Below are 8,118 nucleotides of genomic sequence, written 5' to 3' on the forward strand. Positions count from 1 at the left end.
TACAATTCAGAAGTTTACTTTGATGATTTAGAAAGTTATGACAAGGGCGAACTTCCAGCAGATTTGCTTTGTGGCGTTCTTTCTGAAGATGCCGTCTACAATCTTTTTTGCGAAAATTTTAATGTTGCCATTGATATGATTGAACTTGCTACTAAAGTTTTAAAAAATCGCTAATTATTTATTAAAAATCGCAGCCATTTTATAAGACTGCGATTTTTTAGTTGAAGTTTTTGCCAATTATTTCTCTTATAATATTATTTATAAAGCTTAAAACTATACTAGCCCAAAAGGCTGTGCCAAAGCTTCCAATATATGCAGTAGAAACTAGATTAAAGGCAATTTCAAGAACTACTGCGTTTATCACAAGGGAGAACAAGCCAAGTGTTACTATTGTAATTGGCAATGATAGTAATTTTAATATTGGCTTTATTGTTAGGTTTACTAGTGAAAATATTATTGCCATTGCTACGAAGGCACTTGGTTTAGTAAAATAAATATTATCAAACAATAGATCTAATATGTAGAAGGACAAAAAATTTGCCACTAATACTCCAAATATTTTTTTCATGATTTCCTCCTTCTATTTTATTTTAACATATATCAAAGATACTGTAATTTTAAAAATAATTAAATTTTTGCAATAAAAAAGTCGCAGACTAGCTACGACTTTTATTTTTTATTTTATTTTTTGTCCCAAGCAGTGATTTCACTCATATATGGTTTAAGTTCTTTTACATCTTCTGGATGAAATACAGGGTCTTTTCCTTCATTAAGTTGTTTAATGTAGTCATTATAAACTCCAACAGAAATTTTTCCTAAGAAGATCAATACTATTAAGTTTATTACTGCCATAATACCCATGAATACGTCGCCAGTGTTCCATACAATTGAGAAGTCGCCAATGCAACCAAGTACAACTGCTATAAGAACTAGAATTCTATAAATATTTAATGAGTTTTTACCAAGGTTTAATTTTAAGATGTTGTTTTCACCATAGTAATAGTTACCGATAATTGAAGAGAATGCAAACATCAATACGCAGAATGTTAAGAAGTAATTTGACCATCCACCTACTTCATTTGCAAGAGCAGCTTGTGTAATTTCAAGTCCCTTTAAATCTGATGCGTAAATTCCTTCACCTGCTAATATTACTACGAAAGCTGTTGCTGAACAAACTAAGATTGTATCAAGATATACACCAAGAGCTTGGATAAGACCTTGTTTTGCAGGGTGAGATACATCTGCTACTGCTGATGCGTTAGGTACAGCACCCATACCAGCTTCGTTAGAGAATAGTCCACGTCTTATACCATTTAATATTGCAGTACCAAATAATCCGCCAAAGCCAGCTTTAAGTGAGAAAGCTCCGCCAAAGATTAGTCCAAACATATGTGGGACAAGTTTGATGTTTTTGATAACTATAAATAATACAACTACCATATAAATAATTGCCATAAATGGAACTAATAAACTTGTTACATCGGCAATTCTTCTTAGTCCGCCAAATATTATTAGACCTGATACTATTATAAGTGCAAGTGCGATAATTTTTTTGTCAAAGCCAAAGGATGAATTGAAGCCAGCTGCAATAGTATTTGCTTGCATTGCATTGAAGTTAATACCATATACTACGGAGATTACTATTGAGAATAGTGCTGCAAGTTTTGGTTTTTTAAGAGCTTTTTCCATGTAGAAAGCAGGTCCACCCTTGAAAGTTCCATCAGGATTTCTTTCTTTAAAGACTTGACCCAATGTATTTTCTACAAAGGATGAAGCACCACCAATAAGTGCTGTAACCCACATCCAAAATACTGCACCAGGACCGCCAATAGATACTGCTGCTGCAACACCTACTATGTTACCAGTACCAATGTGTGATGCCGCAGAAATTGTAAATGCCTTAAAAGGTGAAATAGCATTTTCGCTTTCAGCAGGTTTTGAAATTAATTTTATTGCGTGTCCAATATTAGTTATTTGTCCGCCTCTAATCTTGAAAGTATAGTAAAGACCAATGCCAAGTAGTAGAGGAATTAAAAGATATGTATAGATAGTATCACTTAAAAGACCTGTAGTCATGGAAAAAGCGTCACCATACATTTTTTGTCCCATTAAATTTCCTATTTCATGAATAGTTTGAATTATATTTTCCATAATTGCTCCTTATAATTTATAAATTTTGTCAAAGGTCATTGGAAAATTAATCTTTTTAATAATTTTCAACATTAATATAAAGTGCAAATAATAAGATTATTTTCTATTGAGAAGATTTCCCTTAAAAACAGTAAATACAACTTCTCACGACCTTGTAATAAGAGATATTTGAAATTGATTGCAGAATTATTTATTTTGAAAAATTAAAAATTTATTTATAAATAATTTTTAGAATTTAAAAATAAAATATGAGCAATGGTGCAATTTACATAAATTTTATCTCTCGATTTTATTGAATTTTAAACTTCAATAATAAAAAATTCACCTCCTCAGTTAAAATTTATTATAGCACAAAATGAAATCGATACCAATAGTATTATAAATACTTTAACTGTGTTTCAATTTGTGATAGTATTTTTATATGAAACAAAGGAGGAGACAATGAGAAAATATAGTTATGGATCTATAATATTGATATTACTATTAATGGGAGTTATAGCTGGAATTTTTGACAGAATTTCTGATGAAAATGTATCTATAATTGGACCTATTATTTTTTGGATTGGAAATTATATTGTTTGCAGGGGACTTTTATACACGAGAGAAGGCACTTTTTCAGATTATTTAAGGGGAATAAAGACAATTACAGGAAAAGTCTTTTTGGCTAATATTTTAATTGGCTTAATTAGTGTTGTTACAATTTTACTTTCAACATTAACTTCAGGTACTGGATTAGTACTAAGTGATATGGACAATGGAAAGATTATACCAATTATTTCAATTTTATATATTTTGGTTACTACTCTTATTTCACTGATATTTGCTTATTTGAACTTTGTCATGGCAGATGAGCGATATAGAGATTTATCTTTTTCCCAAAACATAAAACTTATTTTTAAATCAGGAATAAGATTATTTTCACAGACTCTTATCACATTATTAAAAGTCTACATGATTCCAATAGTTTTAAGTATTATGCTAATTTTATTAGCAATAGCAGTAAAGACTATGCCCTTGGTTATAATAATTGTATCTATACTTGCAGTAGCTGCAATAATTGGCTTTGTAGTAATTACTCCCATATATATGGCGAGAATTTCTGATTTATATTTAGACAATATCGAAGAAATTTATGGAGATATAAGAAAAGACCAAGAGATTTTATAATATTGCCACTGCAAAAATGCAGTGGATCTTTAATATAAATTTAAGAAAGTTTACAATAAATTAATAATTAAAATTCCAAATAAATGTTATCATAGATTAAATGGAGGAATTATGTTAATTGATATTTTTAACGGAATGATGATGGCAATAGCCGACTCCGTTCCAGGAGTGAGTGGCGGAACTATTGCCTTTATACTGGGATTTTATGATAAATTTATTGAATCACTTCATGAGTTCTTTGAAGGAGAAAAAGGTGGAAGAAAATCTTCTTTTTTTTATCTCTTAAAGTTGGGACTAGGCTGGGTATTTGGACTACTACTTAGTATTTTTTTCTTGTCAGAATTATTTCAAAGTAAAATTTACTTTATGAGCTCTGTTTTTTTGGGACTAACTATTATGTCCCTTCCCTTTGTCATAAAAAGCGAAATAGAAATTTTAAAAAAACATAAAGACAAATTTTATTTTATTTTTATGGGAATTTTTGTAGTTGCCCTTTTAGTTTATCTTAGGAATAGGAGCAAACTCATGGGAAGCTTTGACTTAGTTAATCCAAATAGCTTTGACTATTTTTATTTATTTATATCGGGGGCAGTGGCAATTTCTGCCATGGTCTTGCCGGGCATTTCTGGCTCATCAATACTTCTCATTGCAGGAGTTTACATTCCCATAGTGGAAGCAGTGGGTGAAGTTTTAAGATTTAATTTTGAAAAGATTATGCCCTTAGTGGTAATGTCCCTTGGAATTTTATTTGGAATTTTTATGTCTATAAGAATTATTAGAGATAAAATGAGAAAAAGTCGGGGAAAGATGCTCTACCTAATTATCGGAATGATTATAGGCTCCCTTTATGCAATTATTATGGGGCCTACTACTATAAGGGGAAATGTAGCATTAAATATAGAAAATTTTAGTCCATTTGGGTTTTTCATTGGAATAATAATTTTATTTATCTTGGAAATCATAAAGATTTTTACAAGTACAAAAAAGAAAGGGGCAGTGGAATAAATTTCAACATTTTATATAATATTTATGGAAAATTAAAAAAAATATAGATTTTTAGGAAGATTGATTTATTTTAAGGAAGTGATGAAATGAAAGTAGGAGTATTTGCAGGAACTTTTGTCGACACAAAGATGGGAGTGGAACTTTTAAAATCAAGAGGTTTTGACGCCCTTAGTTTTCCAATTTCAAAAAATCCAAAGGAGCAATCCTATCTTCAATATTATTCAAAGGATGAGCTAACAAATATTGTTGAAAAGAAAATAGTTGAGGCAAAAAATGAAGGTGCAGCAAAAATTTTTATCTATTGCAATTCTCTCTCAGCATCCATCGATGTAGACGATTTAACTCGACGTCAAAGCATTGAAATTATAACTCCCTTTGACTTTTACAAAAATCTCGACAATTACTATAAAGACATAGTAATCCTTGCGGCAAATTCAAAATCAGCCCATGGAATAGATAAGATCATCTCAGAAAAAACTTTTAGAAATACAATTTCCATTGGGATGCTTTCCATAGTTGAAGAAATTGAAAAGAAAACTTTGCCAAGAGATATTGTATCTAAGCTTGGACTCAAGGAACTCTTTAAATTTTTTAACGCCATGGAAAAAAAGCCAGATGCGATAATTTTAGCTTGTACCCACTTTCCCTATATGAAAGAGGAATTTAAAAAATTGACAGATATTGAAATTCTAGATCCCGCAGAGGACATGATTAACAAACTAAAATCAAAATAAAAAGAGCTGTTTTTCAGCTCTATTATTATGCACAGAAGTTGATAACTTTTTAAATCTGTGGATAAAATTGTACATTTTTTGTAAAAAGTAAGTTAAAAATTTGAAAAATTAGAGATTTTTTTTGTTTAATGATAATTTTTTCAAAATGTGTATTAAATGTGCACTACTTTTTAAAAAATTTTTGCTTTAACTGTGGATAATGTGAATAACTTTGGGGATAAAGTAGGCATCACAAATATACTTGTGGAAAACTTTTTTAAAAATCTTTTAATTTTCTTCCAATTCCATCCAAGTTTCGTAAAGCTCTTCAAGAGTATTTGCAAGGCTTTCACGCTTTATTGATAAATCATTTGCTAGTTGATAATCCTTGTAAGTGTTAGAGTCTACAAGTTTTTCGTCGATTGTGGATAACTTTTCTTCAATATTAGCAATCTCACTTTCAATTTTTTCCCTTTCTTTGCGAAGCGCCTTGTTTTTTTGACGTTCTTCTCTCTCTTCTCGTTTTACCTTTGCAATTTCGGTCTTTGACTTGTAATTATCATCTAAAGTTTCGACTTCAGTAGTTTTTTCCAAGTAATAATCATAATTGCCCAAAAAAGTGTTTATGCCGTCTTTTTTCATTTCAAAAATTTTGTCCACAGTTTTATTTAAAAAATATCTGTCGTGAGAAATAGAAAGGACAGTACCCTCGTATTTAAGAAGTGCATCCTCAAGTATTTCCTTTGAGTCAATATCCAAGTGATTTGTAGGTTCGTCAAGGACTAAAAAATTTGCACCCTTTAACATAATTTTTAACAGAGAAAGTCTTCCACGCTCGCCGCCAGAAAGTTCATCAATAGTTTTAAAAATATCGTCGCCAACAAAGAGAAATTCAGCCAAATATTTTCTCACTTGAAAATGTTCAAGTTTTGGAAACTCGTCCCAAATTTCGTCCATGACGGTGTTATTTAAGTTTAAATTGTCTAGCTCTTGATAGAAAAAAGCAATGTCGACATTGGAGCCAATTTTTACTTCGCCAGAGTCTTGACTAATTTTTCCCGCAATGATTTTAAATAAAGTTGATTTGCCAACTCCATTGGGACCAATAAGTCCAATTTTATCATTTTTATAGACAGAGGCATTTAAGTCGTGAAAAACCAAATTGTCGCCAAAGGACTTTGAAAGATTTTTTATCTCTAAAACATCCTTGCCAGAAGTCTTATTTGTAGCAAAGGAAAGATTTGTCTTTTTATTTGAAGATGGCATTTCGATTTTTTGCATCTTGTCTAACATTTTCTTTCTGCTCTTGCCCTGTTTTATAAATCTGTCGCGGCCAAGGCTAAGGTATCGCTTTATAATTTCTTCCTGTCTTTTAATTTCCTTTTGTTGATCCTCGTATTGTCTTTTTAAAACCTCGAAATCCTTTTTTCTCTGCCTCATGTAATTGTCGTAATTGCCCAAATAAGTTTTGGTTTCTCCATTTTCCAAAAGGACGACCTTAGATACAATGTTATTTAAAAAATATCTGTCGTGGCTAATTATAATAATTGCCTTGTTTACATCCTTTAAGTATTTTTCAAGCCAAGAAATTGCATCTATGTCCAAATGATTTGTAGGCTCATCGAGAAGTAGAAGATCGGCATCCCCAAGAAGAAGCATTGCAAGAGCCACGCGCGATTTCTGACCACCAGAAAGAGTTGAAATGTCTCTATCAAAATCATCCTCGATAAAACCAAGCCCAATTAAAGTCCCCCTAATCCTAGAGTGAAAGGAGTATCCATCTAGCTTGTGAAATTCATCTTGCATCCTTTGATATTTATTTAATTCTTCTTCCAAATTATTAGGATTTTCAGCAATAATATGTTCTTGCCTTCTAAGATTTTTTTCAAGTTCAATTAAATCTCTAAAAATAAAAAGGCAATTATCGTAAATACTGCCCTCTTGATGTAAATTAAGTTGTTGCTCTAAATAACCGATTTTTAAATCTTTTTTTCTAAAAATTTCTCCATCATCATAGGACAAATTTTCAGTAATTATATTAAAAAGAGTGGACTTTCCACTTCCATTAATTCCAATAAGGCCAATTTTGTCGCCTTCTTCCACTATTAAACTTGCATCTTTAATAGTTTCCTCGTCAATATAGGATTTTTTAATATTTGTTAAACTAAGTATTGGCATAATGACCTCCCAGGTACATTTTAACAAATAATTAACCTCATTAAAAGATTGGCAACATCCAAAACAAATAAAAAAGCTGTGTCAAGATTATTTGACACAACTTTATTAAGCCTCTGAATGTCCCAAGTTTTTTGAAAATTCAATGCCACAGTTTTTAACTGCCTCTATATATTCCTTTTTTATCTCCTCAGTAACTCTTTCCTTTGGAAGAACTACGCCAATAGCTCCAACCAAGACATCCTTATAATTAAAGACAGGAGCACCAATGCCAATTGCATCTTCAATGTATTCTGAGTCGGAGACGGAAATTTTTTTGTTTTTTATTTCTATTAAATCTTTTTTAAGTGCATCTTTATCCACTGGTGAATCTAAATAATCAGAAAGATCCTTTTTTAAATAATAGTTGATGTATTCCTCTGGCTGAAAAGCGAGGATAGTCTTTCTAATAGCGCCCTTGTGAAGATCAATTTCAATACCAAAATTTTCAACGATTTTTAAAGTGTGTTTGCCTTCTGATTTTAAAAGCATAAGACCCTTGTCGCCAGATTTTATAATAAAAAAGGAATCTTCCTTTGTTATTTCAGATAATTTTTCTAATACAGATTTTCCTACTGCTTGTGGATCTAGTTTTGATGATGCCTTTATACCAAGGGGTATAAGTGATGGTCCAAGTCCGTAAAGGTGTGTCCTTTCGTCCTTAGACACATAGCCAATTTCAATTAGCGTAGATAAAATTCTGTGAGCTGTACTTGGCGGTATATTTAAAAATTCAGATATTTCTGCAATTGTAAGTTCTCGATTTTCATTTTTCAATGCGTCTAAAACATTTGCTGCCTTAACTAAACTTTGAATCATTTTTTCACCTTCCAAACAAAATTATACCATATTATGAAAAGTATTTCAC

At 31.0% G+C, this 8,118-nt stretch carries 8 protein-coding genes; 4 read left to right on the forward strand and 4 right to left on the reverse strand.

All coding sequences use genetic code 11. The features are described from left to right. Window positions 1-174, forward strand: a 174-nt coding sequence (locus tag MR285_RS00005; protein WP_293557076.1) for a DUF4298 domain-containing protein, incomplete at its 5' end; no start/stop codon positions are given. A 43-nt stretch (window positions 175-217) separates the two neighbouring features. On the opposite strand, the gene MR285_RS00010 is transcribed toward MR285_RS00005, so the two are convergent. Then, window positions 218-568 carry a phage holin family protein gene (locus MR285_RS00010; RefSeq protein ID WP_293557069.1) on the reverse strand — a complete coding sequence of 117 codons (351 nt, stop codon included), beginning with the start codon at window positions 566-568 and terminating at the stop codon, window positions 218-220. Between the two features lie 113 nt (window positions 569-681). Next, window positions 682-2,151, reverse strand: coding sequence for a sodium:alanine symporter family protein (locus MR285_RS00015; protein WP_293557070.1), 1,470 nt, complete (start codon window positions 2,149-2,151; stop codon window positions 682-684). A 441-nt stretch (window positions 2,152-2,592) separates the two neighbouring features. Between MR285_RS00015 and MR285_RS00020 the strand changes: the two genes are divergently transcribed. From MR285_RS00020 to MR285_RS00030, 3 genes are all read left to right on the forward strand, one after another. Further along, window positions 2,593-3,318, forward strand: a complete 726-nt coding sequence (locus MR285_RS00020; protein ID WP_293557071.1) for a hypothetical protein — start codon at window positions 2,593-2,595, stop codon at window positions 3,316-3,318. 111 nt (window positions 3,319-3,429) lie between these two features. Beyond that, a complete protein-coding gene (locus tag MR285_RS00025) occupies window positions 3,430-4,323 on the forward strand; it encodes a DUF368 domain-containing protein (RefSeq protein ID WP_293557072.1) in 894 nt (297 codons plus the stop codon). An 86-nt stretch (window positions 4,324-4,409) separates the two neighbouring features. After that, window positions 4,410-5,057: a racemase gene (locus MR285_RS00030; RefSeq protein WP_293557073.1), complete on the forward strand. Its 648-nt coding sequence runs from the start codon at window positions 4,410-4,412 to the stop codon at window positions 5,055-5,057. Between the two features lie 267 nt (window positions 5,058-5,324). Here the strand turns inward: MR285_RS00030 and MR285_RS00035 are convergent, their stop codons facing one another. Both MR285_RS00035 and MR285_RS00040 read right to left on the reverse strand, forming a co-directional pair. Then, window positions 5,325-7,214 carry an ABC-F family ATP-binding cassette domain-containing protein gene (locus MR285_RS00035; protein ID WP_293557074.1) on the reverse strand — a complete coding sequence of 630 codons (1,890 nt, stop codon included), beginning with the start codon at window positions 7,212-7,214 and terminating at the stop codon, window positions 5,325-5,327. Between the two features lie 105 nt (window positions 7,215-7,319). Beyond that, entirely contained in the window at window positions 7,320-8,069 is a 750-nt protein-coding gene (locus tag MR285_RS00040) for an IclR family transcriptional regulator (RefSeq protein ID WP_293557075.1), read from the reverse strand. Between the last annotated feature and the right edge of the window lie 49 nt (window positions 8,070-8,118).

Source organism: Peptoniphilus sp., assembly GCF_022767005.1.
Taxonomy (GTDB): Bacteria; Bacillota; Clostridia; order Tissierellales; family Peptoniphilaceae; genus Peptoniphilus_A.